A 1,163-nucleotide genomic window follows, 5' to 3' on the forward strand; every position below is an offset into this window, starting at 1 on the left:
GAGGTCGCGGGTCAGGGCTGCGGTGAACTCCTGCCCCGGATACACATCCGGTGCGGCCGGGTTCAGCACGGTGCTGTGCGGGATGCCGCCAGGCCCGTAGGAGGGGGTGGCGGTGACTTCGCCGCTGGTTGAGGTCAGGGTCCGCCCGAGTGCGTCGGTCTGGGCGGTGGAGGCGGCGGCGGGGGTGCCGTCGGCGAAGACCACCCTCGCCGAGGTGGTCCGGGCCGCGGTGTCGGCGTCCTGCACGGACACCGCGCGCGCATCCGCCAGCGGGGCATCCTCCTGGCCTGCGCCCAGGACGCCCTGCGCGACCGCCTCGCCGACGATGTCGGAGGCGGTCTTGACGGTGGTGCCGTCGGGGCCGGTCACGCTGCTGGTGTGGCCCCACGGGTCGGTGGAGGCAACGGTTTTGCGTCCGGCCTGGTCGGTGGTGGTGACCTTGTAGTGGGCCCACTGGGAGTAGTCGGCTGCGGCCAGCACCCGCGCACCGTCGGCGTCGGGCTCTTTGGCGTAGGCGCCGTCGCGGTAGTTGTCCGCGGTCCGCAGCGGCCGCCCCAGCGCGTCGAGGGTCTCCGTCACCCGCCGCCCGTCGGGGGTTGCCGTCACCGTCACCGCAGGCGCGGGGTAGGAGAAGGCAGTGGTCTGGGGCTTGCCGGAGTTGGGCAGGAGGGTGTGCGCGGTGGGCCGGCCCTGGTGGTCGTACTCGGTGCGTGCGGTGACCCGGCCGCCGGGGCCGGTCTCCTGCAGGACGGCGCCGGTGGCCAGGTCTATCACGCGCGAGGTCACCGTTTCCGCGTCCGTGCCCGGCGCCACGGTGGTGGTCTCGGTCAGGCGCCCGCCCTCCACGGTCCGGCTGACCTCAGTCTTCAGCTCGCCCGGCCCCTCGCCCCGGCCCTCCTGTCCGGCGCCGTCGGCCCAGCTGACCGTCCCGGAGGCAATCTGCCCGTACCCGTCGTAGGTGAACGCCGTCTGCTCGCGGGCGGCGAGCTTCCCGGCGCTGTCTGCAGTCCGGGTGACCGTGTGGGCGATGCTGCGGCGGTCCTTGTCAGGGGTGTTCGAGGTCTCCTGCAGGACTTTGCCGTCCCGGCCGGTGGTCTTCTGCGACACGACCAGCCCGGTAGCACCCTCTTCGGGGTCGTACACGGTCTCGGTGACCGTGCCCG

General features: G+C 73.3%; 1 protein-coding gene. It reads right to left on the bottom strand.

Annotated elements, in window-relative coordinates; all coding sequences use genetic code 11:
• The coding region (locus IF89_RS0135475) for a hypothetical protein (protein WP_158718146.1) at window positions 1-1,143 on the bottom strand (1,143 nt) is incomplete at its 3' end.
• Window positions 1,144-1,163: the final 20 nt, after the last annotated feature.

This window comes from Streptomyces sp. NRRL F-2664, assembly GCF_000719345.1.
Classification (GTDB): domain Bacteria; phylum Actinomycetota; class Actinomycetes; order Streptomycetales; family Streptomycetaceae; genus Streptomyces.